Origin of the sequence: Candidatus Dormiibacter sp., from assembly GCF_050999135.1 — a bacterium.
Taxonomy (GTDB): Bacteria; Chloroflexota; Dormibacteria; order Dormibacterales; family Dormibacteraceae; genus Dormiibacter; species Dormiibacter spiritus.
Genome location: NZ_JBPCPN010000010.1, coordinates 1 through 22,971, shown reverse-complemented (window position 1 = coordinate 22,971; position 22,971 = coordinate 1). Strand labels below are relative to the sequence as shown.

Annotated in this window: 35 protein-coding genes and 1 pseudogene; 2 read left to right on the top strand and 34 right to left on the bottom strand. The window is 67.1% G+C overall.

Annotated elements, in window-relative coordinates; all coding sequences use genetic code 11:
* Window positions 1-38 precede the first annotated feature (38 nt).
* The 30 genes and pseudogenes from rpsK to fusA all read right to left on the bottom strand — a co-directional run bounded on the left by rpsK (window position 39) and on the right by fusA (window position 18,215).
* A complete protein-coding gene (rpsK, locus tag ACR2MZ_RS02490) occupies window positions 39-437 on the bottom strand; it encodes a 30S ribosomal protein S11 (RefSeq protein ID WP_338176472.1) in 399 nt (132 codons plus the stop codon).
* An 18-nt stretch (window positions 438-455) separates the two neighbouring features.
* Window positions 456-848: a 30S ribosomal protein S13 gene (rpsM, locus tag ACR2MZ_RS02485; RefSeq protein ID WP_338176473.1), complete on the bottom strand. Its 393-nt coding sequence runs from the start codon at window positions 846-848 to the stop codon at window positions 456-458.
* A 4-nt stretch (window positions 849-852) separates the two neighbouring features.
* Window positions 853-966, bottom strand: coding sequence for a 50S ribosomal protein L36 (rpmJ, locus tag ACR2MZ_RS02480; protein ID WP_338176474.1), 114 nt, complete (start codon window positions 964-966; stop codon window positions 853-855).
* Window positions 963-1,178 carry a translation initiation factor IF-1 gene (infA, locus tag ACR2MZ_RS02475; protein ID WP_434003492.1) on the bottom strand — a complete coding sequence of 72 codons (216 nt, stop codon included), beginning with the start codon at window positions 1,176-1,178 and terminating at the stop codon, window positions 963-965. The genes rpmJ and infA overlap by 4 nt, the downstream gene beginning before the upstream one ends.
* Window positions 1,179-1,221: 43 nt before the next feature.
* On the bottom strand, window positions 1,222-1,998 hold the full coding sequence (map, locus tag ACR2MZ_RS02470; RefSeq protein WP_434003491.1) for a type I methionyl aminopeptidase: 777 nt from the start codon (window positions 1,996-1,998) through the stop codon (window positions 1,222-1,224).
* Window positions 1,995-2,681, bottom strand: a complete 687-nt coding sequence (locus ACR2MZ_RS02465) for an adenylate kinase (protein ID WP_434003490.1) — start codon at window positions 2,679-2,681, stop codon at window positions 1,995-1,997. Before ACR2MZ_RS02465 ends, map begins: the two co-directional genes overlap by 4 nt.
* Entirely contained in the window at window positions 2,678-4,012 is a 1,335-nt protein-coding gene (gene secY, locus ACR2MZ_RS02460; RefSeq protein ID WP_434003489.1) for a preprotein translocase subunit SecY, read from the bottom strand. The genes ACR2MZ_RS02465 and secY overlap by 4 nt, the downstream gene beginning before the upstream one ends.
* 13 nt (window positions 4,013-4,025) lie before the next feature.
* Window positions 4,026-4,508 (bottom strand): 50S ribosomal protein L15, encoded by a 483-nt coding sequence (rplO, locus tag ACR2MZ_RS02455; protein ID WP_434003488.1) that lies wholly within the window; start codon window positions 4,506-4,508, stop codon window positions 4,026-4,028.
* Window position 4,509: 1 nt separating this feature from the next.
* Entirely contained in the window at window positions 4,510-4,779 is a 270-nt protein-coding gene (gene rpmD / locus ACR2MZ_RS02450) for a 50S ribosomal protein L30 (RefSeq protein ID WP_434003487.1), read from the bottom strand.
* On the bottom strand, window positions 4,779-5,363 hold the full coding sequence (gene rpsE / locus ACR2MZ_RS02445; protein WP_434003486.1) for a 30S ribosomal protein S5: 585 nt from the start codon (window positions 5,361-5,363) through the stop codon (window positions 4,779-4,781). The genes rpmD and rpsE overlap by 1 nt, the downstream gene beginning before the upstream one ends.
* 196 nt (window positions 5,364-5,559) lie before the next feature.
* A complete protein-coding gene (rplR, locus tag ACR2MZ_RS02440) occupies window positions 5,560-5,913 on the bottom strand; it encodes a 50S ribosomal protein L18 (protein WP_434003485.1) in 354 nt (117 codons plus the stop codon).
* The gene (rplF, locus tag ACR2MZ_RS02435; RefSeq protein WP_434003484.1) at window positions 5,913-6,458 is read right to left on the bottom strand and encodes a 50S ribosomal protein L6; all 546 of its coding nucleotides are present in this window, start codon (window positions 6,456-6,458) and stop codon (window positions 5,913-5,915) included. The genes rplR and rplF overlap by 1 nt, the downstream gene beginning before the upstream one ends.
* 16 nt (window positions 6,459-6,474) lie before the next feature.
* Window positions 6,475-6,897, bottom strand: coding sequence for a 30S ribosomal protein S8 (gene rpsH / locus ACR2MZ_RS02430; protein WP_338176490.1), 423 nt, complete (start codon window positions 6,895-6,897; stop codon window positions 6,475-6,477).
* Window positions 6,897-7,082 carry a type Z 30S ribosomal protein S14 gene (locus tag ACR2MZ_RS02425; RefSeq protein ID WP_434003483.1) on the bottom strand — a complete coding sequence of 62 codons (186 nt, stop codon included), beginning with the start codon at window positions 7,080-7,082 and terminating at the stop codon, window positions 6,897-6,899. Before ACR2MZ_RS02425 ends, rpsH begins: the two co-directional genes overlap by 1 nt.
* A 26-nt stretch (window positions 7,083-7,108) precedes the next feature.
* Window positions 7,109-7,693 carry a 50S ribosomal protein L5 gene (rplE, locus tag ACR2MZ_RS02420; RefSeq protein ID WP_434003482.1) on the bottom strand — a complete coding sequence of 195 codons (585 nt, stop codon included), beginning with the start codon at window positions 7,691-7,693 and terminating at the stop codon, window positions 7,109-7,111.
* Window positions 7,690-8,079, bottom strand: a complete 390-nt coding sequence (gene rplX, locus ACR2MZ_RS02415) for a 50S ribosomal protein L24 (protein WP_434003481.1) — start codon at window positions 8,077-8,079, stop codon at window positions 7,690-7,692. The genes rplE and rplX overlap by 4 nt, the downstream gene beginning before the upstream one ends.
* Window position 8,080: 1 nt before the next feature.
* Window positions 8,081-8,449: a 50S ribosomal protein L14 gene (rplN, locus tag ACR2MZ_RS02410; RefSeq protein ID WP_434003480.1), complete on the bottom strand. Its 369-nt coding sequence runs from the start codon at window positions 8,447-8,449 to the stop codon at window positions 8,081-8,083.
* Between the two features lie 3 nt (window positions 8,450-8,452).
* Window positions 8,453-8,743 (bottom strand): 30S ribosomal protein S17, encoded by a 291-nt coding sequence (gene rpsQ, locus ACR2MZ_RS02405; protein WP_434003479.1) that lies wholly within the window; start codon window positions 8,741-8,743, stop codon window positions 8,453-8,455.
* Window positions 8,744-9,097 carry a 50S ribosomal protein L29 gene (rpmC, locus tag ACR2MZ_RS02400; protein ID WP_434003478.1) on the bottom strand — a complete coding sequence of 118 codons (354 nt, stop codon included), beginning with the start codon at window positions 9,095-9,097 and terminating at the stop codon, window positions 8,744-8,746.
* Window positions 9,094-9,543 carry a 50S ribosomal protein L16 gene (gene rplP / locus ACR2MZ_RS02395; protein ID WP_434003477.1) on the bottom strand — a complete coding sequence of 150 codons (450 nt, stop codon included), beginning with the start codon at window positions 9,541-9,543 and terminating at the stop codon, window positions 9,094-9,096. The genes rpmC and rplP overlap by 4 nt, the downstream gene beginning before the upstream one ends.
* 643 nt (window positions 9,544-10,186) lie before the next feature.
* Window positions 10,187-10,888: pseudogene (gene rpsC / locus ACR2MZ_RS02390) on the bottom strand (30S ribosomal protein S3); the annotation flags it as partial.
* A 1-nt stretch (window position 10,889) separates the two neighbouring features.
* Window positions 10,890-11,318 (bottom strand): 50S ribosomal protein L22, encoded by a 429-nt coding sequence (gene rplV / locus ACR2MZ_RS02385; RefSeq protein ID WP_434003476.1) that lies wholly within the window; start codon window positions 11,316-11,318, stop codon window positions 10,890-10,892.
* Window positions 11,319-11,325: 7 nt separating this feature from the next.
* Window positions 11,326-11,616, bottom strand: a complete 291-nt coding sequence (gene rpsS, locus ACR2MZ_RS02380; protein WP_434003475.1) for a 30S ribosomal protein S19 — start codon at window positions 11,614-11,616, stop codon at window positions 11,326-11,328.
* Window positions 11,617-11,631: 15 nt separating this feature from the next.
* Window positions 11,632-12,462, bottom strand: a complete 831-nt coding sequence (gene rplB, locus ACR2MZ_RS02375; RefSeq protein WP_434003474.1) for a 50S ribosomal protein L2 — start codon at window positions 12,460-12,462, stop codon at window positions 11,632-11,634.
* Complete coding sequence (rplW, locus tag ACR2MZ_RS02370; RefSeq protein WP_434003473.1) at window positions 12,462-12,767, bottom strand: 50S ribosomal protein L23; 306 nt, start codon at window positions 12,765-12,767, stop codon at window positions 12,462-12,464. Before rplW ends, rplB begins: the two co-directional genes overlap by 1 nt.
* Complete coding sequence (rplD, locus tag ACR2MZ_RS02365; protein ID WP_434003520.1) at window positions 12,764-13,429, bottom strand: 50S ribosomal protein L4; 666 nt, start codon at window positions 13,427-13,429, stop codon at window positions 12,764-12,766. Before rplD ends, rplW begins: the two co-directional genes overlap by 4 nt.
* 233 nt (window positions 13,430-13,662) lie before the next feature.
* Entirely contained in the window at window positions 13,663-14,319 is a 657-nt protein-coding gene (gene rplC / locus ACR2MZ_RS02360) for a 50S ribosomal protein L3 (protein ID WP_434003472.1), read from the bottom strand.
* Window positions 14,319-14,624 (bottom strand): 30S ribosomal protein S10, encoded by a 306-nt coding sequence (gene rpsJ, locus ACR2MZ_RS02355; RefSeq protein WP_338176502.1) that lies wholly within the window; start codon window positions 14,622-14,624, stop codon window positions 14,319-14,321. The genes rplC and rpsJ overlap by 1 nt, the downstream gene beginning before the upstream one ends.
* 103 nt (window positions 14,625-14,727) lie before the next feature.
* Window positions 14,728-15,915 (bottom strand): elongation factor Tu, encoded by a 1,188-nt coding sequence (tuf, locus tag ACR2MZ_RS02350; RefSeq protein WP_434003471.1) that lies wholly within the window; start codon window positions 15,913-15,915, stop codon window positions 14,728-14,730.
* A 161-nt stretch (window positions 15,916-16,076) separates the two neighbouring features.
* Entirely contained in the window at window positions 16,077-18,215 is a 2,139-nt protein-coding gene (fusA, locus tag ACR2MZ_RS02345) for an elongation factor G (RefSeq protein ID WP_434003470.1), read from the bottom strand.
* A 273-nt stretch (window positions 18,216-18,488) separates the two neighbouring features.
* Here fusA and ACR2MZ_RS02340 point away from each other — a divergent pair, with 273 nt between their 5' ends.
* A complete protein-coding gene (locus tag ACR2MZ_RS02340) occupies window positions 18,489-19,094 on the top strand; it encodes a hypothetical protein (protein WP_434003469.1) in 606 nt (201 codons plus the stop codon).
* A gap of 17 nt (window positions 19,095-19,111) precedes the next feature.
* Here the strand turns inward: ACR2MZ_RS02340 and ACR2MZ_RS02335 are convergent, their stop codons facing one another.
* From ACR2MZ_RS02335 to ACR2MZ_RS02320, 4 genes are all read right to left on the bottom strand, one after another.
* Complete coding sequence (locus ACR2MZ_RS02335) at window positions 19,112-19,897, bottom strand: hypothetical protein (RefSeq protein ID WP_434003468.1); 786 nt, start codon at window positions 19,895-19,897, stop codon at window positions 19,112-19,114.
* 158 nt (window positions 19,898-20,055) lie between these two features.
* On the bottom strand, window positions 20,056-20,526 hold the full coding sequence (gene rpsG, locus ACR2MZ_RS02330) for a 30S ribosomal protein S7 (protein ID WP_434003467.1): 471 nt from the start codon (window positions 20,524-20,526) through the stop codon (window positions 20,056-20,058).
* A 36-nt stretch (window positions 20,527-20,562) separates the two neighbouring features.
* Window positions 20,563-20,958, bottom strand: coding sequence for a 30S ribosomal protein S12 (gene rpsL / locus ACR2MZ_RS02325; protein WP_434003466.1), 396 nt, complete (start codon window positions 20,956-20,958; stop codon window positions 20,563-20,565).
* A gap of 35 nt (window positions 20,959-20,993) precedes the next feature.
* Window positions 20,994-21,677: a hypothetical protein gene (locus tag ACR2MZ_RS02320; RefSeq protein WP_434003465.1), complete on the bottom strand. Its 684-nt coding sequence runs from the start codon at window positions 21,675-21,677 to the stop codon at window positions 20,994-20,996.
* A gap of 305 nt (window positions 21,678-21,982) precedes the next feature.
* Between ACR2MZ_RS02320 and ACR2MZ_RS02315 the strand changes: the two genes are divergently transcribed.
* Window positions 21,983-22,971 (top strand): NADH-quinone oxidoreductase subunit B family protein (locus ACR2MZ_RS02315; protein ID WP_434003519.1); only part of this gene is annotated, 989 nt, incomplete at its 3' end.

Here is a 22,971-nt window from a genome sequence, read left to right as displayed (position 1 = left end):
TTGCCTCCAAAACGACGAATCCAGATTGAGCAGATTGCTCATACCCGCCGCCTCTTGGGTGGGCGGCAGCCGTTGTGAGGGATGGGCGTCACGTCGGTGATGGCGCTGACCTCCAGCCCGGCGCCCTGGAGCGAGCGAATCGCCGCCTCGCGCCCTGAGCCTGGCCCGCGCACGAACACCTCCACTGTGCGCATGCCGTGATCCATCGCTCGCTTGGCTGTCGCCTCAGCTGTCATCTGAGCGGCGTACGGAGTCGACTTGCGGCTGCCCTTGAAGCCTTGAGCGCCAGCCGAACCGCAGGCAAGCACGTTCCCCTGCACGTCAGTGATGGTCACTATCGTGTTGTTGAAAGTGCTCTGGACGTGCGCCTGACCGATCGCCACGTTCTTCTTTTCCCGGCGGCGAGTGCGCACTCCTTTCTTCTTCTGCTTGGCCAAGCTCTTATGGACCCCCTCTTACTTGCCTTTCTTCTTCCTGCCGGCGACCGCACGCTTCGGGCCGCGCCGCGCGCGAGCGTTGGTGCGGGTGCGCTGGCCGCGGACCGGCAGGCCACGGCGGTGACGAGCGCCTCGGTAGGAACCTATCTCGCTCAACCGCTTGATGTTCATTGCCACTTCTCGGCGCAGATCGCCCTCGATCAGGACCTCTTTGTCCTGAGCCAGGCGATCGATCACCTGCCGCATGCGCCCCAGCTCCTCATCGCTGAGCTCCTTGACGCGCGTGTTCACATTCACGTTGGCCAGCCGGAGCAGCCGCTCGGAAGTGGTTCGGCCGATGCCGTGGATGTACGTGAGTGAGATGACCACCCGCTTGTCGTTGGGAATGTCGACCCCTGCCAGACGAGCCAATTTCTCAGCCCTGCCTCTGCTTGTGCTTCGGGTTAACGCAGAGCACGCGGATGACACCCTCGCGCTTGATCACCTTGCACTTGGGGCACATCTTCTTCACCGACGGTCTGACCTTCATCTCTTGATTTCCCGGATTCTTCCTCGCGACCTGTCACTCTCCGCTAGCTCCACAATCACTCGCTCCCCCGCCAGGAGGCGGATAAAGTGAGTCCCAGGGCGGTCGGCAACGTGAGCCAGGACCTTGACCCCGTTCTCGAGCTCGACCCGAAACATTCCGTTGGGGAGTGGCTCCAGCACGCGGCCCGCGACGACCTCACGGGCCTGGGGCACGAACGATTAGTGTACCGCATAGCCATCGCCACCTGTGGGTGGGTCAGACGGCGATCCGGCCCGAGCTGGTGGCGTCCAGAGCCGTGAGCACCTGCGGGCCCTGGGCGGTGATCGCGACTGTGTGCTCCACGTAGGAGGAGAGCAGCCCGTCGCTGGTGCAGACAGTCCAGCCATCAGGCTTGATGTAGACCTCCGGGGCACCCTGGTTGACCATCGGCTCGATCGCCAGCGTCATGCCAGGCTTCAGCTCAGGTCCTGAGCCGGGCCGGCCGAAATTGGGCACCTGGGGCGCCTCGTGCATCTGGCGGCCAATCCCGTGACCGACGAACTGCCTGATCACAGAGAAACCGTTCTGCTCGGCGTGCCTCTGAACGGCTGCGGAGATGTCGCCCAGGTGCCCGCCGGGCTGGGCGTGCTGGAGCGCGACCTGGAGGCACTCATCAGTGACCCGAATCAGCCTCTGCGCCTCGGCCGAGGCCTGGCCGGCGGGAACAGTGCAGCCCATGTCGGCCCAGAATCCATCCAGCACGAGCCCCAGATCCAAACTGACTATGTCGCCCGCCGCCACCTTGCGCGGTCCCGGGATGCCGTGTACCGCCTCATCGTTGATCGAGATGCAGATCGAGTTCGGATAGCCCTGATAGCCGAGGAAGCCGGGTCGGGCTCCCGCCGCCTGGATCCGCGACTGGGCCAGCTTGTCGATCTCTCGAGTCCTGACGCCCGGCTGCACTGCCGCCTTCAACTCCTCGACCACCGCGGCCAGCGCCAGGCCCGCCTGGCGCATCAGGCTCAGCTCATGCTGGGTCTTGTAGTTGATCATCCGACTGTGCTCTGGCTCACTGTGGCGAGCGTGCGCCGCCGCACATCTTCGATGGGTCCCAGCCCATCCACCTCCGCGACCAGCCCGAGGTTCCGGTAGTAGTCCACCACCGATGCTGTCTGCTCCCTGTAGACGTTGATGCGGCGCAGCGCCGTCTCGGGCGCATCGTCGTCGCGCTGGAAGAGCCGGCCCCCGTCGCGGTCGCACAGACCTGCCCGGCGGGGCGGAGCCAGGTCGGGATGATAGGTGGTGCCGCACTCGGGGCAGGTCAACCTACCCGAGAGACGGCTGACCAGCACATCCTGCGGCACCTTGATGTAGATGACGCGGTCCATCTGGCGGCCCAAACGGTGCAGGAAGGCGCCCAGGGCCTCAGCCTGAGCGGCGGTGCGGGGAAAGCCGTCGAGCAGGACCCCGGCCGCGCAGTCCGATTTGGCCAGGCGCTCTCTAAACATCGCCAGCGTGACCTCGTCAGGCACCAGCTCGCCGCGATCGATGTATTCCTTCGCTTCTCGACCCAGGCTCGTGCCCCGACGGACCTCCTGCCTGAACAGTTCACCTGTCGAAACTTGGGCGATCTTCAGCTGTTCGACCAGAAACGCTGCCTGGGTGCCCTTGCCACTGCCGGGCGGCCCAAAGAGCGCCACGGTCAGCGGCGCCCTGCCGTTCGATTGGGCGCTCATCGAATGAAGCCGCGATACTGACGCATGACGAGCTGCGTCTCGAGCTGCTTCATCGTATCGAGCGCCACGCCAACCACGATCAGCAGCGCTGTGCCGCCGAGGTACATCTGCGTGGGGGGAATATTCGAAACCCGCGCCGCCACTATGGGCAGCACGACGGTGATCAGGCCCAAGAAGATAGCCCCGGCCAGAGTGATCCGGTTCATCACGTGCGTCAGGTACTCGGCGGTAGGGCGGCCGGGCCGGATGCCCGGAATGAAGGTCGAGTAGCGGCGCAAGTTGTCCGCCACGTCATCCGGCTTGAACTGAACGAACGTGTAGAAGTAGGTGAAGCCGAAGATAAAAAGAAAGTACGCAGCGTTGTAGGCGATGGTCGAGCTGAGGTTGGGGCCGTAGGGCACGAAGTTGCCTCGCACCCAGTCCGCCAGGTTGCGGTACCAGGTCCCTGTCGGTGCGCCGGCGAAGTAGCCGGCCAGGATGGTCGGGAAGGTCATGATCGAGAGTGCGAAGATGATCGGGATGACGCCTGCGGTGTTGACCCGCAGCGGCAGGAAGCTCTGCCGTCCCTGCACCGTCCGGCCTCCCGTCAGGCGTTGAGCTGACTGGATGGGAATCTTGCGCTGGGCCTGCTGCACCTCGATCACGAAGGCGATGGCAATCACAGCGATGACGCCCAACAGGACAAAGGGCACCAGATCGGCCAGGCCGCCACCCGTGGAGTGACCGACCACTGAGGAACCCAGCGTCCGAGGGGCGCGGGCGACGATGCCGGCAAAGATGACCAGCGAAACGCCGTTGCCGATCCCGTACTCGGTGATCAGCTCGCCGATCCACATGGCCAGCACGGTGCCGGCGGTCAGCGTCAGCATGATGGTCAGACGCTGAAACCAGTCCATGTTCGTCGGCAGGATCGGCGGCGTGGCGTTCTGGAACAGAACCGTGAAGCCGTAGGACTGGCCGAAGGCCAGAGGGACTGTCAGGTAGCGAACCCAGCGGGTGAAGCGGCGGCGACCGAGCTCCCCCTCCTTCGAGATCTCGTCCAGGCGGACGGAGACCACAGTCATCAGCTGCATGATGATGCTGGCATTGATGAACGGGTTCAGGCCCAGCGCCACCACACTGAAGGTGGAGAGGCCGCCGCCTGAGAAGAGGTCGAGCAGGCCGAGGAGCGGTTGGCTGTTGAAGAGGCTCTGCAGCGCCGAAGGGCTGGCTCCGGGAATGGTGACGTTGGAGAACAGCCGGTAGACGACCAGGAGCCCCGCAGTAAACAGGAGCTTGTTCCGGAGCTCCGGCAGCCTCAGGGCGTTGAAGATCGCCGCCAGCAGGTTCACTTGGGCGGCCTACCTAGTCGTCTGTGCTGGGCGCCTGATCTTGGGCGGCCGGCTGGGCTGAAAGCACTGTCACCTTGCCACCCTTGGCTTCGATCGCCGAGCGCGCGCTCTCGCTGGCCGCGTGAGCGCTCACCGTCAGCTTGCGCCGCAGGGTGCCAGTGCCAAGCAGCTTGATCGGCTGGCCCTGAGCCACGAGCCCTGTGCCGTAGAAGGCCTCAGGCGTGAGTGTCGCGCCGTCCTCGAAGCGGTTCAGCTTGGTCAGGTTGACGGGGGCGAACTCCACGCGCGAGCGGTTCTTGAACCCGCCGAGCTTCGGCAGCCGCTGGCTGAGCGGCATCTGGCCGCCCTCGAAGCCCAGCCGGAAACCCTGGCTGCGGGCATTCTGACCCTTCTGGCCGCGACCGGAGGTCTTGCCCTTGCCCGAGCCCGTACCGCGGCCCACTCGCTTGGGTCTGTGGCGCGAGCCGTCTGGCGATCGCAGTTCGTGAAGGTGCATCTCAGTGTCCTCGCGAGTGTTTCTTGTTCGAGCGGGTTCGGGGCATCTTGAAACGCGCGCGTTTCGGCGGCTCCCACGGCTCCCCCTCGACGGCGACCAAGAAGCTTACCTTGCGCAGCATTCCTCGCACCGGCTCGGTGTCAGGCAGCTCGCGAGTCTCATTGAGACGGCGAAAGCCAAGCGATGTAATGGTCGCCCGCTTGTCAGCTGAGTAGCCGATGGCGCTCTTCTTCCACGTCGCTCTGAGCGTGGGGGCCGCTGGCTCCTCCATCAGCTCCTCTCTCCCCGGCCCGCACCGGCGGGAATCGTACCGCTGCTGGCGGCATGCCGGTAGGCGGTCGCCAGCTTCGCGCCGACGATGTCCTCGACCTCCTTGCCGCGCAGCTCCGCGATCTCCTGGGCTGTGCGGAGAGTCTGGAGTGCCGACATGGTGGCGCGGACAGTGTTGATCGGATTGTTGGTCCCCAGCGATTTGGTGAGGATGTCTTTGATGCCTGACAGCTCGATCACAGCCCGCATGGCCCCACCAGAGATCACGCCGGTCCCTGGCGCCGCCGGCTTCAGCATGACCTTGGCCGCGCCCCACTTGTGTCGGACCTCATGCGGGATGGTGGTTCCGACCATCGGGACTGTGATCATGTTCCGCTTGGCGATCTCGACGCCTTTGCGGATGGCTTCGGGCACCTCGCGCGCTTTGCCCAGCCCGGCGCCGACGCGGCCGTTCTGATCGCCCACCACTATCAGGGCGGCAAAGGAGAACCTTCGCCCGCCCCTCACGACCTTCGCCACGCGGTTCAGGCTGACCAAGCGCTCGCTGAACTCAGAGCGCTCGCCGTAATTGGAACGTATTGCCATTTCTAGTGTCCTCGAACTGAGATTCGCGGCAGATTCGCGGGATCGGCGGCCGGAGTCAAGGAAAGGGTGGCGTAGGGAGGAGCGCATCCGGGGGATGCGTGACGACGCAGCGCCGGGCCCCTCGACGCAGGCTTCAGCGCCGCAGGCGCCCGGTCGCCTAGCCCGCGAAGATGCAAGAAGCTTCGGTTCGAGGACACTAGAACTCCAGGCCCGCTTCACGAGCGGCGTCAGCGAGAGCCTTGACCCTGCCGTGGTAAAGGAAGCCGCTGCGATCGAACACGGCAGCCGCCACACCGGCGTCCTTGGCCCGCTCAGCGATTGCCCTACCCACCGCCTGCGCGGCTCCGAGGTCGCTCTTGCCCGTCTTCAGCTGCAGCGTCGAGGCGGCGGCGACGGTGCGGCCCTGGACATCGTCTATGAGCTGTACGTAGACGTGATTCAGGCTGCGGAAGACGGTGAGCCTCGGCCGCTCGGACGTGCCCCGGACCCTCACTCTGACCCGCCTGTGCCTTTTCTGGCGAGCCTGCTTGCGGTCGAACTGCTTCAGCACTACTTGGCCCCCTTGCCGGCCTTGCCGGCCTTGCGGCGGACCACCTCGCCCCTGTACATCATGCCCTTGCCCTTGTACGGCTCCGGCGGACGCAGCTTGCGCAGCTTGGCCGCCAGCTGCCCGACGTCCTCCTTGTTCGCCCCGAGCACCGCGAAATGCGTGGGGTCGGTCACCTGGATGTCGACGCCCTCCGGCGGCGTGATCCGGACAGGGTGGGAAAACCCGAGGTTCAGCACCAGTTCATTGCCCTGCTTGGCGGCTCGATAGCCGACGCCCACCAACTCCAGATCCTTGCGGAAACCGGTTGAAACACCAGTCACCATGTTTGCCACAAGCGTTCTCGTCAGCCCGTGCAGCGATCGATGCTCGCGACCGTCGGTCGGCCGCTCGCAGACGATGCTGCCGTCTGCGACCTTGACGCTGATCTGCGCCGGCAGCGCACGCGCCAGCGTGCCCTTGGGGCCCTTGGCGGTCACGTGATTCCGCTCCACCGTGAAGTCGACGCCACTCGGCAGCGGGATGGGAAGTTTTCCAATCCTGGACATATCTCTTTAGCAGTTCCTACCAGACATACGCCAGCACTTCGCCGCCGAGACCGGCGCGAAGGGCCTGGCGCCCGCTCATCACGCCCTGGCTGGTGGAGAGGATGGCCACTCCCAGCCCACCCAGGACACGCGGGATCTCCGTCTTCCGGGCGTAGACGCGAAGACCGGGCCGGCTGATCCGCTTCACGCCTGAGATCACGCGCTTGCGGTCGGGCCGAGCCTTGAAGCTTATGGTGAGCGTCTCGCCCACCCACTCCGGCTCCTTGTCAACCGTGTAGCCGCCGATGTAGCCCTCGTCCTTCAGGACCCGGGCCACCTCGAGCTTCAGGCGCGAAGCCGGGACCCGCACCTCCCCGTGACGAGCCGTATTGGCGTTCCGGATGCGAGTCAGCATGTCTGCGATCGGGTCGGAGACGACACCGGTTCCCGCTCTTGCCATCACCAACTCGACTTCATCACGCCGGGGATCCTGCCCTCGGCGGCAAGCGTTCGAAAACAGATGCGGCACATGCCAAACTTTCGCATGTAGGCGCGCGGCCGTCCGCACAGGCGGCAGCGGTTGCGCAACCGCACTGCGAACTTGGGCGGTTTCTTCCAGCTCTCAATCGCTGACTTCTTGGCCACTTACTCACTCCTCCGCTGCACGCTGCTCACCGGTCTTCCCGCTTGCGGAATGGCATACCCAGCTGGGTCAGCAGCGCGCGGGCCTCTTCGTCGGTTTTGGCTGTAGTCACTATCGAAACCTCGAAACCTCGCAGCTTGTCGATCTTGTCGTAGTCGATCTCGGGAAAGATGATCTGCTCCCGCAGCCCCAGCGAATAGTTGCCGCGGCCGTCGAAACCCTCGCCGCTGATGCCGCGGAAGTCCCTTATGCGCGGCAGGGCGAGGCCGATCAGCCTCTCCAGAAAGAACCACATCCGGCGGCCCCGCAGCGTGGCCTTGATCCCCACCGGCATGCCCTCGCGCAGCTTGAACGCCGCGACCGAGCGACGCGCCTTCACCACCACCGGCTGCTGGCCGGTCATGGTGCGGACGTCGGCGACGGCCGCCTCCAACGCGCGCGGGTTGTCCTTCGCCTCGCCGATGCCGATGTTGAGGATCACCTTCGCCACGCGAGGCACCTCCATCACGTTGTCGTAGTCGTATTCCCTCTGCAGGGCGGGTACCGCCTTCTCCAGATACGTCTGCTGCAGGTCAGGCGACCGGCTGCCGGTGTTCGCAGTAGCTGTGCTCACTGGGCCTCCGTCTTCCGAACCCGCTGGTAGGGCTCGCCGCACTTGACGCACTCCAGCGCCTTGCGACCACCCTCCAGGACTGTGTGACGGATCCGCGTCGGCCGCTCACAGGCCGGACAGAAAAGCATCACGTTGCTGTAGTCCAACGGCGACTCAAAGTCGACGATGCCACCTTGCTGGACAACGTTCCCCGCGACCCGGCTGCCTGCCTTGGTGTGCCGCTTCTTGAGGTTCACGCCGCGCACCACTATCTTGCCGGCCGCGGGCAGCGTGCGCAGAACCTCGCCTCGCTTGCCCTTGTCCTTCCCGGCCAGTACCACCACCGTGTCCCCGGCCGCCAGGTCAGGTTTCGAAAGCCTGGCGGCGCTTGCCTTGTTCTTCAGCAACTCAAAGCACCTCCGGAGCCAGGGACACAATCTTCATGAAGTTGCGCTCGCGCAGCTCGCGGGCCACCGGGCCGAAGATGCGCGTGCCCCTGGGATTGTTCTGGGGATTGATGATCACCGCTGCGTTGTCGTCGAAGCGGATGTTCGAGCCATCCGGGCGACGATATTCCTTGGCCACCCTGACGACCACGGCTTTCACCACCTCGCCCTTCTTAACCTGGCCGCCTGGCTGGGCCGATTTGACTGTCGCGGTGATCACGTCGCCCACCGAAGCGTAGCGACGATAGGAGCCGCCCATCACCCGGATGCAGAGCAGTTCCCGGGCACCGCTGTTGTCGGCCACTCGGAGCCTGGATTCTTGCTGGATCACAGCTTATCTGGCCTTCTCGACGACTTCCAGCACACGCCAGCGCTTGTCCTTGGAGATGGGCCGCGTCTCCATGATCCTGACCAGATCGCCGACCTGGCACTGATCGCTCTCGTCATGCACCTTGAAGCGCGTTCGCTGCCGCATCACCTTCTTGTAGAGCGGGTGCGACTTGAGGCCCGGCACCTGGACGATGACCGTCTTCTCCATCCTGTCGGAGACCACTCGCCCGGTGCGAACCTTGCGCAGGCCGCGGCTGCGCTCCGCCGCCTGCTGTTCTGGTTGAACTTGACTCATCTAGACATCCTCTTGGCCGGCGCGTCTTGCCCGAGCGCGTGTGCGGCCAGCCGGCTCGGCAGCCTCCGGGGCATCGTCCTCGCCGGCCTGGCCCTCGCCCGCCTGAGCTTCGGCTTCCACGGCTTCGGGTGTTTCTCGAGGCTGCACCAGCACGTCGTCGCCGTTCAGCCGTCGCTGCTGGACCACTGTCAGGATGCGCGCAATGTTCTTGCGAACCCGCCGCACCTGCCGGTTGTTCTCAAGCTGTCCCACGGCCAGCTTGAAACGCAGCTCGTAGAGCTCCCTGCGCTCGCTGCTGAGGCGGGCTGCCAGCTGTTCTGAGTCCAGTTCGGCGAGCTCAGCGGCTCTGATCATTCTCCGCCTCCGGCGTGTGCTAGCTGAGTGGCCCGAGACTCCTCGGCCATTATGAACCGCGTCTTCACCGGCAGCTTGGCCGCCGCCAGGCGCATGGCCTCCTTGGCAGTTTCGGCGTTCACGCCGGCCATCTCAAAGAGAACTCGGCCAGGCTTGATCACCGCCACCCAGCCTTCCGGATTGCCCTTGCCCGAGCCCATCCGGGTTTCTGCCGGCTTCTTGGTCACGGGTTTGTCGGGAAAGATCCGGATCCAGATCTGGCCGCCGCGCTTAACGTGGCGGGTCATCGCCCGGCGAGCTGCCTCGATCTGCCGATTCGTCATCCAGCAGGCTTCCTCTGCCTGGAGGGCAAACTGGCCGAAGGCGATAGTCGCGCCGCGAGTGGCGACGCCACCCCGCCGGCCCTTGTGCTGCTTGCGGTGTTTTACGCGCTTAGGAAGTAGCATCCGGCTCCCCCTCCTCGTCTGCTGCGGCGGCCGGCCGCTTCCGCTCTTCACCGCCAGTGGTCTTCGTCTTGGGGCCCTTCTTCTCCTGGGGCTTGTCCGCCTTGTCCGACTCGGACGTTGGCAGGATGCGCGAGATCGCCGATGCGACAACGGAGCCGGCCGCCTCGACAACCGCGGCGACAACTGGGCCGCCCGTCTCCGGGTCAGGGCCGGCCGGCTTCTCGCCGCCCGCCTGGCCGGCGCTCAACCCGCCGCCGGCTTCCATGCTGCCTTCGGCCGGAGCAGCCGGCGGCGCCTGTTCGGACGCGCGGGACTTCGCTGGCGCGGGCACCTCAGCCTGCGCGGGCGTCTCAGCCTTAGCGGGCGCCTCAGCCTTCGCGGGTGCCGGTCTCGGCAGCTCGGCCGGCCGGACGGTCCTGGCCCTCGTACCTGGCTGGCTGCGCCGCTCGGCCTCGCTGGCCGGGGTGCCTGGCGGCCGAGGGGCTCGCTGGCGCAGCCCGGTCCCAGCCCGCTCGCCGGCGACCTGCTCAGCCAGGTTGGCGGCAGCGACCTTGGGGTCACTCGGGTTCTGGTTGACTGCCGCGGCCTCCAGCGTGCCTGACGGCAGCGGAGCTTGAGCCTGCGCCTGCGCGGCGGCAGCCCGGCGGACCTCGATGGCGGCAGCATCGGCCTGGCGGGCCAGGTTCTCAGGCACCAGCTCGACGCCCCGGCGCTTGGGCGCCAGGAGGTCGCGGTAGATCCAGCACTTGACGCCTATCACACCGAATGTGGTCTTGGCGGTGGCCCGGCCGAAGCGGATGTCGGCCCGCAGGGTGTGGAGGGGCACCTGACCCTCGCGATCCCATTCCCGGCGGGCCATCTCGCCGCCGCGCAGCCTGCCGCCGAGCGCTATCCGAACGCCCTTGGCGCCGGCGCGCATGGTTCGCATGATCGACTGTTTCATGGCTCGTCGGTGGCTGATCCGGCGCTCGATCTGGAGCGCGATGTTCTCAGCCACCAACTGGGCGTCCAGCTCAGGCTGCTTGATCTCCTGGATCGAGATCTTCACCCTGCTCCCGAAAAGCTTCTCCAGATCGTTGCGGAGGGCGTCCACCGACGCTCCGCCCTTGCCGATGACGATGCCCGGCTTGGCGGTGTAGATGGTGACCGCCAGCTGGGCGTTGGAAGAGCGCTCGGTCTCGATCCTCGCCACTCCGGCGTTCTTCAGGCGGCCGGAGATGAACTTGCGCATCGCCAGGTCCTCATGAAGCACCTTGGTGTAGTCCTTGTCGGCGACGAACCAGTTGGCTTCCCAATTCCTGTAGGAACCGAGCCGAAACCCGTTCGGGTGGACCTTGTGACCCAATTTAGCTTTCCCCCTCGACGGCAGCTTCGGTTTCCGCCGCTGGCCTCGCGCTCCGAGCGGCCTGCCGGCGGCGGGCCGGCCGAGCCGGCGCAGCCTCCGGCCGGTCCTCGACGATGGCCGTGATATGGCAGGTGCGCTTGAAGTACTGATGCGCCATGCCCCGGCTGACCGGCCGGATGCGCTTCATGGTCGGCCCCTCGTCGACGACCACCGTTTTCAGCCAGAGGTCAGCCCGATCCAGATTGTGGTTGTGCTCGGCATTCGCGGCAGCGGACTTGACGGCTTTCGCCACATCCTGGGCGGCGTGCTTGGGCGAGTACTCGAGCTGCGCCAACGCCTCGCTGACACGCATGCCGCGCACCATGTCGGCCGCCAGCCGCGCCTTGCGGGCAGTACGCCGGATGTACTTGGAACGAGCCAGAACTTCCATCTGTTTCCTAACGAACCTTCGAGGCCCGCTCGGTCTTGGCGCCCCCGGTATGGCTGCGGAAATGCCGGGTCGGCGCGAACTCGCCGAGCTTGTGACCAACCATGTTCTCGCTGATGAAGACCGGAACGTGCTTGCGGCCGTCATGGATGGCGACCGTGTGGCCCACCATCTCCGGGAACACGGTCGACGCCCGCGCCCAGGTGCGGATGACCTTCTTCTCCCGGGACGCGTTCAGCTTGCCGACCTTGGCTTCCAGCTTGGCGTCGACGAAGGGTCCTTTTTTCAGCGAACGGGACATTGCTTTCTGATTTCTCTACTTCTTCTCACGACGTCGGATGATGAGCGAGCTGGAAGCCTTCTTCGGCTTCCGGGTGCGGAAACCCAGCGCGGGCTTGCCCCAAGGCGTCTTGGGGTTGCCGCCGGGGCCGGTCTTGCCTTCGCCACCGCCGTGCGGGTGGTCGACAGGGTTCATGGTTGAGCCGCGCACTGTCGGGCGCTTGCCCAGCCAGCGGGAGCGGCCCGCCTTGCCGCCGGACTCGTTCTCGTGGTCCAGGTTACCAACCTGACCGAGCGTGGCCGCGCAGCGAACGTGGATGCGACGCAATTCGCCGGAGGGCATGCGTACCACGGCATAGTCGCCCTCCTTGGCCAGCAGCTGCGCCGACGTGCCTGCCGAGCGGACCAACTGGCCCCCGCGGCCGAGCGTGAGCTCGATGTTGTGAACGGTGGACCCCACAGGGATCCGCTGCAGCGGCATGGAATTGCCGACCCGGACCGGAGCCTCCGACCCGCTATGGATCTGATCTCCCACCCTAAGTCCCAGCGGCGCCAGGATGTACCGCTTCTCCCCGTCCGCGTAGTGAATCAGGGCTATGCGCGCGGAGCGGTTGGGGTCGTACTCGATGGTCGCGACCTTGCCGGGGACTCCCACCTTGTCGCGGCGGAAGTCGATCCGGCGGTAGCTGCGCCGCCCATCGCCGCCGCGATGTCGCGTTGTGATCTTGCCCTGGTTGTTGCGGCCGGCGTTGTTCTTGAGCGGCTCCAGCAGGCTCTTCTCGGGCTCGGCGGCCGTCAGCTCCTCGAAGCTCGCGGTCTTCAGAAAGCGGCGGCCAGGACTTGTCGGCTTGTACTGCTTGATGGGCATCAAAGGCTCCCGAACAGGCCTTCGATCTTCTGGCCTGGAGCCAGCGTCACGATCGCCTTCTTCCAATCGGCAGTGCGGCCGGTAAGGCCGCGCCGGCCTGTGCGCCGAACCTTGCCGCGCACGTTCACGGTGTTGACCGCCCGGACCCTCACGCCCTGATCCTGGTAGTGCTCCTCCAGCGCCTTCGCTATCTCGTTCTTGGTCGCGTCGGGCGCCACCCTGAAGGTGTAGCGGCCCTCCTGGTAGAGCGTGTAGGAGCGCTCGCTCACCAGCGGTCCGAAGAGAACCTCGACGGGCGCTCTCATTCGCTTGCCTCCCCGGCCACCCAGCCTCGCCGCGGAGCGGGTGGACTGAAGGTCTCCTCGAGCACGCTCACCGCGTCCTTGGCGATGATCACGCGATCGTGAGTGAACAGGTCGTAGAGATTCAGGTTGCTGGCCAGAATGACCTTGGCCCAGGGCAGGTTGCTGGTCGAGCGGGCGACCACCTCGTTCGCGGCCGGCAGCACAACCAGAGCCGTGTCGTCGACGCCGATGGCATGAAGCAAGCTCACCATCTCGGCAGTCCGCGGCTTATCGATCACGAAGTTCTCCAGCACCGTCACCTTGCGCTCGCTCGCCTTGACGCTCAGCGCCGAGCGCAGGGCGAGCCGGCGCATCTTGCGCGGCATCCTCTCAGCAAAAGAGCGGGGCTCAGGGCCGAAAACCGTGCCGCCGCCAACCATCGAGGGCTCGCGCGTGGACCCGTGCCGGGCGCGGCCTGTGCCCTTTTGCCGGTAGGGCTTGACGCCGCCGCCAGAAACCTCATCCCTGTGCTTGACCTTGGCAGTGCCCTGCCGGGCATTGTTGCGCTGGCGGAGAAAAGCCTGGTGCATGACTGCCATGTGCGGGACCTGGCCGAAGATCGACTCGGGCAGCTCGAAGCGGCCGGCCCGCTCGCCACTCGCCGTGTAGGTCGGCACCGACAACGGATCCGCCGACTCGTCCTCAGCGAGCTTCCCGGCCGCCGCCGACTCGGCCTTCGGCCCTGGCTTGGCGTGGCTCCGCACCCTGGCCGCGCTCGAGCTGCGCGCGCCCGTTTTGCGCTTGCCCGGTTCGAGCTCCTCGGCCGCCATTTCGACAGCTGCAGGCTTGGGCTCGAGCTCCTGCTCCCCGGCAGCAGCGCTGGTTGGCTCCTGCAACTTGTCCTTGTCGTCAGCCATCACCTGCCTGCCCTCTGCTTGACGGAACCACGGATCAGGACCAGCGAGCCATAGGCCCCCGGCACTGAGCCGTGGAGCAGCAGCAGGTTCCTGTCGTGATCGACCCTCAAGACCTTCACGCCCTGCACTGTCGTGCGCGCCGCGCCCATGTGGCCTGCCATCTTCACGCCTTTGAACACTCGAGCTGCATCGGTGGCGCCGATCGATCCGGGCTGACGCACGTTCATGGAACCGTGACTCTCAGGACCTCGTGAGAAACGGTGGCGCTTCACCATGCCCTGGAAGCCCTTGCCCTTGCTCTTGGCGGTGACGTCAACCAGCTCGCCCTCGGCGAAGACATCACAGCGCAGTTCCTCGCCAGCTTGCAGGCCCTCGGCACCACGGAGCTCGATCACTTGGCGGGCAGGTTCGATGCCTGCCTTCTTGAACTCACCGGCCAGTGGCTTGCTCAGCCGGCGCGCCGGGACGGGGTCGAACGCGAGCCGCGCGGCCGCGTAGCCGTCCTTCTCTTCGGTGCGGAGATCGAGCACGCGGCAGGGACCGGCCTCCACCACTGTCACGGCTGATAGCGTGCCGTCTGGATTGAAGAGCTGGGTCATGCCGAGCTTGCGGCCGAGCAGCCCCTTTACCGCGGGCGCCGACTTCTTCTTCGCCATCAGAGCTTGATCTCGATCGAGACGCCGGCCGGCAGGGTGATGTGCATGAGAGCATCGACGACCCGGGGGTTCGGGTCCAGGATGTCCACTATTCGCTTGTGAGTGCGCATCTCGAACTGCTCCCGGGAATCCTTGTCGATGAACGGCGAACGAATCACCGTCATCTTGTTGATCTCCGTCGGCAGTGGGATGGGTCCAGCTATGCGCGCGTTCGTACGCCGGGCGGTGTCGACGATCTTGTCGGCCGCCTGGTCCAAGACCTTGTGGTCGTAGGCCTTCAACCGGATCCGTATCTTCTGCGCCACTAGAACCCCAGCTCCGTGCGAAGAGTGCGAAAAGCTGGAGCGCGCAAGCGTCGGCCAAGTCGCGTTGCTTTCACCTGCGAGCTCCCCTACCTATACCTATTCGCTACTGAAGGACTTCGGTCACGACGCCGGCGCCCACTGTGCGGCCGCCCTCGCGGATGGCGAAGCGCAGACCCTGCTCGCAGGCGATGGGCGTGATGAGCTCGATGGTCATCTCGACGTTGTCGCCCGGCATGCACATCTCCACGCCCTCGGGCAGCGAGATGGTACCCGTCACGTCGGTGGTACGCATATAGAACTGGGGCCTGTAGTTGGAGAAGAACGGCTTGTGCCGGCCGCCCTCCTCCTTGGTCAGCACGTACACGTTCGCCTTGAACTTCGTGTGCGGTGTGATCGAGCCCGGCTTGCCCAGCACCTGACCGCGCTCCACGTCCTCCCGACCTATGCCGCGCAGCAGGGCGCCCACGTTGTCGCCCGCCTGGACCGAGTCCATCTGCCTGTGGAAGGTCTCGAGGCCCGTGACCACCGTGGTCCTCGTGGGCCGGATGCCGATGATCTCGACCGGCTCGTTGATCTTCTGCGTGCCACGCTCGACGCGGCCAGTCACGACAGTGCCCCGGCCCTGGATGGTGAAAACGTCCTCGACAGGCATCAGGAAGGGCAGGTCGTTCTTCCGCTCCGGCTCGGGGATGAAGTTGTCCACCGCGTCGAGCAGCTTGGTGATGCCCTCGGCCGCCTCCGGGTCGCCCTCCAGCGCCTTCAGCGCGGAGACCCGCACGATCGGCAGGTCGTCGCCGGGGAATTCGTAGCGGGAGAGCAGCTCGCGGAGGTCGAGCTCGACCAACTCGACGAACTCCTCGTCCTCGACCATGTCGATCTTGTTCAGGGCGACCACCAGCGAGGGAACGTTGACCTGCCGCGCCAGCACAATGTGCTCGCGCGTCTGGGGCATGGCACCATCGTTGGCGGCAACCACCAGGATGGCCCCGTCCATCTGGGCGGCGCCCGTGATCATGTTCTTGATGTAGTCGGCGTGGCCCGGGCAGTCGACGTGGGCGTAGTGACGGTTGTCGGTCTGATACTCGACGTGGGAGGTCGCGATCGTAATCCCGCGCTCCCTCTCCTCGGGAGCGTTGTCGATCTCCTCGAAGGTTTTCGCCTCGCCGCCGCCCTGGGCCTCGGCGAGCACGTTCGTGATCGCAGCCGTGAGCGTGGTCTTGCCGTGGTCGATATGACCGATGGTGCCGACGTTGCAGTGCGGCTTGTCGCGCTCGAACTTCTCCTTCGCCACTGGGTGCTCCTTTCAGAAAGTCTTGGGAGGCGGCCTGTCGCACGCGGCGAAGGCGAACCTGGGAAACATACTCCTTTGAAGGGTCCGGCACGGACGCCGAATCCTTCGCAACCTCATCCGAGGACTTGGCATCGACGCCGAGTCCTTCGCGTCGCCTGCGTCTACGCTGCCGCCGAGCCGGGCTCCCCGGTCCGGTTCTCTACGATCTCCGCGGCGATGCTGCCGGGAACCTCGTCGTAACGGTCGAACTGCATCGAGTACGTCGCTCGACCCTGCGTGTTGGAGCGCAGGTCCGTCGCGTAGCCGAACATCGAGGACAGCGGCACGCTCGCCTGCACGGCGATCGCGTTGCCACGCGGCTCTTGGGTCTCGACGCGGCCCCTGCGGCTCGACAGGTCGCCGATCACGGTGCCGACGTAGTCCTCCGGCGTCGTCACCTCGACCGCCATGACCGGCTCGAGCAGGACCGGCTTGGCGCGTCTGGCAGCCTCCTTGGCGGCGAGCGACCCGGCCACCTTGAACGCGATCTCCGAGGAGTCGGTGTCGTGGTACTTGCCATCGGTCAGGGTCACGCGCACGTCGACCATCGGAAAGCCCGCCTTGACGCCCGACTCGAGCGCTTCCTCGACGCCCTTCTCGACGGCCGGGATGAACTCCGAGGGCACCGACCCGCCCTTGACCTTGTTGACGAAGTCGAAGCCCTCGCCGGGCGCCGGCTCCATGTCGATGTAGACCACCCCGTACTGACCCGAGCCGCCGGTCTGGCGGATGAACTTGCCCTCGACCTTCTTCGCCTCGCCGCGGACCGTCTCACGGTAGGCCACCTGCGGCCTGCCGACACCGGCCTCGACGTTGAACTCCCGCTTCATGCGGTCGACGATCACCTCGAGATGGAGCTCTCCCATCCCGGAGATCACGGTCTGGCCCGTCTCTTCGTCGGTGCGGATGTGGAAGGTCGGATCCTCCTCGCCGAGACGCGACAGGGCGACGCCCATCTTCTCCTGGTCGGCCTTCGTCTTGGGCTCGATCGAGACGTGCACGACCGGGTCCGGAAAGGAGATCGTCTCGAGCCGGATCGGCGCCTCGGGCGCGCTGAGCGTGTCACCGGTGGAGGTCTGCTTGAGCCCGACTCCCGCGGCGATGTCGCCCGCGTAGAGCGTCTCCTCCTCCTCGCGATGGTTGGCGTGCATCATCAGGATGCGCCCGACGCGCTCGGTGCGTCCGGTCGACGCGTTGAGGATCCGCCCTCCGGCGTCGAGCGAACCCGAGTAGACGCGGAAGTAGGTCAGCTTGCCGACGAACGGATCGGACATGACCTTGAACGCGAGGGCGGAGAAGGGGGCCTCGTCGGACGCCGCGCGCACCGCCTCGGTCTCCTCCCCGCCGGAGCCCTTCGCGGGCGGCTCGAGTCCGATCATCGGCGGCACGTCGAGCGGGGAGGGGAGGTAGTCCACGACCGCGTCGAGCAGCGGCTGGACGCCCTTGTTCTTGAACGAGGAGCCGCACATCACCGGGAAGATCGAGATGTCGAGCGTCGCCTTGCGGATGTCCTCCCTGAGGCGGTCGGCCTCGATCGGCTTCTCCTCGAGGTAGTCCTCCATCAGTTGCTCGTCGTAGTCGGCGAGCGCCTCGATCAGGTGCGTCCTGGCCTCGCGCGCCGCGTCGGCCATGTCGGCGGGAATCTCCTCCTCGCCCCACTCCTGGCCGAGGTCGTCGCGGTAGATGACGGCCTGCATGGTGATGAGGTCGACGATGCCGGTGAAGCCGCCCTCGGCACCGATCGGAAGCTGGATCGGGATCGCCATGCCGGCGCCCTCGGTCTGCCCGTCGGCGCCGAGCCGATCGCGCATCGTCTCCACCGAGCGGGCGAAGTCGGCCCCGACCCGGTCCATCTTGTTGATGTAGGCGATACGCGGCACGCGGTACTTGTCGGCCTGGCGCCAGACCATCTCCGACTGCGGCTCAACACCGGCGACGGAGTCGAACAGCGCGATCGCACCGTCCAGGACGCGCAGCGAGCGCTCCACCTCGACCGTGAAGTCCACGTGACCGGGCGTGTCGATGATGTTGATCCGGTGCCCGTCCCAGGAGGCCGTCGTTGCAGCGGAGGTGATCGTGATTCCGCGCTCCTGCTCCTGGGCCATCCAGTCCATCACGGCCGCGCCCTCGTGGACCTCGCCCATCTTGTGGGTACGCCCCGTGTAGAAGAGGATCCGCTCGGTCGTCGTCGTCTTACCCGCGTCGATGTGGGCCATGATCCCGATGTTGCGGGTCTTGTCGAGTGCGACCTTGCGTGGCATCTGAAGTTCCGAGAGTCTTTCTGTACGCGGGCAAGAAAAAGGCCCGTGCCGGGCCCCATGCTGCATTGCGGTGTCGCCCGGGCGAGGTCTCTATGTGGTCGAGGTCTCCATGAGGTTTCGAGTGCCCGGGACGCGGAGCCGAAATCTCGCGTACCGGGCGTGACCACCGGCGCATGATCCGCGCGGTGAACGGTTGGGGATGGTAGCAGAGGATTGCCCCTGCTCCCCGTCGGAGAGCGGGATCCCGGGAGGTCGCGCTAGGCTCGCACCCCGATGAGGCGTCCAGCCCCGCTGCAGACTCGGGCGCGCCACTCAGCGACGCGGGCCCGGGCCGGCCGGGGGGCGGCGGTCTGGGTCCTCGGGCTCGGCGCGACGGGCGGCCTGCTGCTGATCGCCACGGAGCCTGCGACGGTCGCCGCGGTGGAGATACCGGGACGCGCCTGCCGTGAGATCGCCGACCTGAGGGCGCTCGATCGTTGCGAGCTGAGCGGGTTCGAGCGCCACGGCGGCGCTCTGCTGCTGCTGGGCGCGGTCGCGGTGGTGCTGTCCTTCGGTGCCGGCCCCCGGGCAAGCCGGCCGGCGGCGTCCGCGCTGCTCGGGATCGCGGTGGTGGCACTTGCGCTCGGGGTGTTGCGCGACCTCCCCGAGGTCCACGCGACCGGGGCGGTCGGCCTCACCTACGAGGGAGCGACCGGGCGGGCGGGCAGCGGGCTGTACACCGAGCTCGCCGGCGCGCTGCTGCTCGTCGGCGCGGGGGCACTGTCACTCGCGAGCGGGCTCTCCGCCACGCGCCGGCGCGCTCGCGCGAGATCCGAGCAGGTCCCTCCGTCGCAGGGCGTCGGGGGGCGCGAACCCCCCGGACCGCCCGCCCGGCCCTAATGCTTGGTCGGGGGCCCCTAGCCCTGTCCGGCGCCGCACCCGGCGAGCTCGCGCTCGCCGGAGTCGGCATGGCCCGGGTCCCCGCCGGAGGCGGCCAGACCCGCGCGCTCCGCGTCCTCGAGCACCTGCAGGGCGCGCTCGTAGTCGTCGTAGCGACGGAACGGTCGCAGCCAGGCCCAGCCGTGACGGCCTTCGAGCTCGTCGCTGCGGTCGCGCTCGCCAGTGTCCGGCCGCTCGCGCGGAGCGCGCTCGGCCTCCCTGGCGGCCCGGCGCTCGGCGGCCCGACGCTCGGCGTCGCGGTTGCGCGCCTTGGCGGCCTCGTGCGCGGTGATCGCCTCGCCCAGGTCGAACTCGGGCGGATCGCCGGCGGGGGCAGCGGCCCGCGCGCCGACGGCCGGAGCGAACGCGGCGGCCGCGGCAACGGCGGGGCGGCTCTCTGCGGGGTGACTGTGCTCGATCGCGGCCTCGAAGGATCCGATCGCGGCGGTCAGATCGACCGGTGACCCGGACTCCACCTCGATGCTCGCCTCGAGCATCGTCTTGAGGGTGAGCAGCTCGCGCCTCGAGGCGGGGCGGGAGAAGTGCACGCCGGCGTAGGAGTCCCACGCGCGGGCGAAAGGCTTTCCGATCTGCTTGGGGGAGCCGGTCGAGGCGGCCATCATCGGGCACATCCCCCCGCGGATATTGCCGTCGGCCCCGACGATGATCGGGTGCGTCTCGACCCCTCGCAGCATCGCCTGGCGCGTGCCGAGCGGCAGCCGGTCGACCTCCGCCCGCAAGTCCTGTGCCCGCTGTCGCCTCATATTCGCGCTCACCTCGCAGCCCCGATGGGGATTCGCCGTCAGTACGCGCAGCAGGCTAGGGGGCCTCGTCGCGGTCTTCAAGTAATTCCCTCCCCGTGCAGGAGAACTTGCACGGCGGGTGGCCCTCGGCGCCCGGCGCAGGGCGGGACCGGCGCGGACTACCAGCGGTAGTGGGCGAACGCCTTGTTGGCCTGAGCCATGCGGTAGATGTCGTCCTTGCGCTTGTAGGCGAGGCCCTGCTGGGATCCGGCGTCGAGCAGCTCCCCCGCAAGCCGCTCGGCCATCGTCTTCTCGCGCCGCTTGCGCGCGAACTCCACCAGCCAGCGGACCGCGAGCGTGCGCGCGCGGGTCGAGGGGACCTCGACGGGCACCTGGTAGGTCGCTCCGCCGACCCGCCGCGAGCGGACCTCGAGCACGGGCGTGAGGCTCTTGATCGAGTTCTCGAGCGCGACGACCGGCTCCTCGCTGGTCTTGCGCGCGAGCGCCTCGAGCGCGTCGTAGACGATCTTCTCGGCGGTCGACTTCTTGCCGTCGACCATGACCTTGTTGATCACCTGCTGGACGAGCTTCGAGGAGTGGATGGCGTCGGGATCGAGGGGACGGGCCCCGGCTGCGGCGCGGCGTGGCATGGCGTCAGTGGCTCCCGCGAGTCGGAAGGGCGGGCACTACTTGGCCTTCGCGCCGTAGTGGGAGCGCGAGCGCTTGCGCTCGGTCACCCCGGAGGCGTCGAGCGTGCCGCGGACGACCTTGTAGCGAACGCCGGGCAGGTCCTTGACCCGGCCGCCGCGGATCAGCACGACCGAGTGCTCCTGGAGGTTGTGGCCCTCGCCCGGGATGTAGGACGTCACCTCCATGCCGTTCGTCAGCCGCACGCGGGCGACCTTCCGCAGCGCCGAGTTCGGCTTCTTCGGCGTGGTGGTGTAGACGCGCGTGCAGACTCCGCGCCGCTGTGGCGCGGCAGTGCGCTTCTTGCGCCCCTGCCCGGACTTGAGGCCCGTGGTGGCCACCTTCCTGTTGGGCTTCTTGCGGCCCTTGCGGATCAGTTGGTTGATGCTCGGCATGCGGCCGCGCATCCTAGCAGCGGCCGGCCGGCACGCTACGAGCCGGCGTCATCGACGTCGGCGGCGGGGTCGTCGCCGCCCGCTGGAAGGTCGTCGCCGCCCGCTGGAAGGTCGTCGCCGGCGGCGGGCGAATCCTCGCCGCCGGCGGCGAGCGCGGGCTCGAGCGCCTCCTCGCACGCGCGCACGAAGAAGCCGTAGATCCAGGGGCGCTTGAGCTCGGCTGGATCGTCGATCGCGCCCTGCTCGGGGTCCCGTTGCAGGTGATCGCCGATCGACCGGCGGGAGAGGTAGTGGCGCACGTGCCCTCCCGGGCCCGGCACGCGCCAGCTCCACGCGTTCTCGTCGTCGGGGTTCGGCTTCTCGAGCGGCTCCTCGCGCGCGATCGCGGTACAGACGCTCACGATCGCCTCGGAGCGATCGTCGCCGGCCGCGAGGCGCTCCTCGATCCGCTCGGAGAGCCAGCCGGCGACGCTCTGCGCAGGCTCGAATATCTCGACTTCTATTACCCGCGTGAGATAGCCCGCCCTGCGCAACCCCCTGTCGACGGCCGGGTACTTGGTCGCCACGACGAGCTGCTCCCTGGAGTCGAGCACCGGCAGGATCGCCTCGGGCGGCTCGTTCGCGAGGCGATCCTCGACGAGATCGTGGACCTTCTCCACCAGCGTCTGGAGCACCACGCGGGTGTCGACTGGGAAGAGGTTGCTGCGGTCGACGTTCATGGCTGAGAAGGTAGAGAAAAGCGGCGTCCGCCGAGGAGCAGTTCCGCGCCCATCTGCGTTGGATGGGCCGTTTGGCGCTGCGAGACCGTCCCGTATATGTACCATACACACAGCAGCCCAACGGATCGGGAGGAGAAGGTAGATCAATGGCGTATGAACGGACGGGCTATGGCGAGGATCTGAAGCTCAAGACCGTGCCCCACGCGGGGGCGGTCTTCGGGGCGAATGCGCCGATCGGGCTGGGGGGCCTCGGGGGAAGCCCCGACGGGCCGCTCAACATCGTTCACGTCTTCTGGATCGCGGGGATGAGCTGTGACGGCTGCTCGATCGCGGCCACGGCGGCGACGAACCCCTCGGTCGAGGACCTCCTGCTCGGCAGGATCCCCAACCTTCCCAAGGTCGTGCTGCACCACCCGGTGCTGAACCCGGGCGCGGGCGAGGAGCTGATGCGCCCGATGATGGCCGCCGCGCGCGGCGAGCTGGGTGCCCCCTACGTCGTCTGCCTCGAAGGGTCCGTGCCCGACGACCAGGCGTTCCCCGCCGGCGAGGGCTACTTCTCGGGCATGGGCGTCGGCGGGTTCGACCCCAACCACGACACCGAGCAGCCCAACCGCGTCACGGACTGGCTCTGGCGGCTCGCCCCCGGTGCCGCCGCCTACGTCGCGGTCGGCACGTGCGCGAGCTGGGGCGGCATCCCGGCGGCCGCCGGCAACATCACCGGCTCGATGAGCCTGATGGACTATCTCGGCAAGGACTACCGCTCCGCGCTGGGCGTGCCGGTCGTCAACCTGCCCGGCTGCTCGCCGGTGGGCGACAACATCACCGACACGGTCCAGGCAGTCCTGCTGTTCCTGCAGGGCATCGCGCCGCTGCCGCTGTTCGACGACCTCGGACGGCCGGCGTGGCTGTTCACCGAGACCGTGCATCGCCACTGCCCGAAGGCCGGCTACTACGAGGAGGGCGTCTTCGCCGAGGAGCCGGGCGACAACGAATGCCTGGTCGAGATCGGCTGCTGGGGCCCCGTCGTGCAGTGCAACATCGTCGAGCGCGGTGCGATCAACCACATGGGTGGCTGCATGGTCGCGGGCGCCGCCTGCATCGGCTGCACGATGCCCGGCTTCCCCGACAAGTACTCTCCCTTCTACAAGGCGCCGCCCGGCTCCGCCATCTCCGGCGGGATGTCCAAGATGTACGGCGGCGCGATCCGCAGGCTTCGCCGGCTGTCCATGCGAAAGCTCAACAAGGAGCCGCTGTGGGACAAGACCGGCGAGGTGCCAAGCGGCTGGGCGGACTC